This is a genomic window from Streptomyces sp. BE20, assembly GCF_036322525.1.
Taxonomy (GTDB): Bacteria; Actinomycetota; Actinomycetes; order Streptomycetales; family Streptomycetaceae; genus Kitasatospora.
Genome location: NZ_JAQYWW010001029.1, coordinates 1 through 306, shown reverse-complemented (window position 1 = coordinate 306; position 306 = coordinate 1). Strand labels below are relative to the sequence as shown.

The 306-nt window shown below is 64.7% G+C and carries 1 pseudogene; it reads left to right on the top strand.

The features are described 5' to 3' along the window. Positions 1 to 306 (top strand): annotated as a pseudogene (locus PUR61_RS28745) (hypothetical protein); the annotation flags it as partial.

Sequence of the window (306 nt, the reverse complement as noted above, 5' to 3'; positions counted from 1 at the left end):
GGGCCGGCGCCTGCGGTACCAAGCTGTCGCAGTCGTCGGCGGCCGGCCAGTTCAGGACCGCCGGCATCAGCTGGAGCTCCTGCGGCGGATGTAGCACGCGGTCCAACTCCACCTGCACCTCGTTCGAACAGTTCAACTCGGGCACGGTGAGCACGATCATCACCCACAAGCAGTCCAGCGGCTGCGCCATCAACATCACGGGCGGGACCGAGGTGGGCCACGCCTCCGGAACCTACAGCCATTACAACGGCTACAAGGTCGACATCTCCCGCAGCTCCTGCATCGACGGCTACATCCAGAACAGCT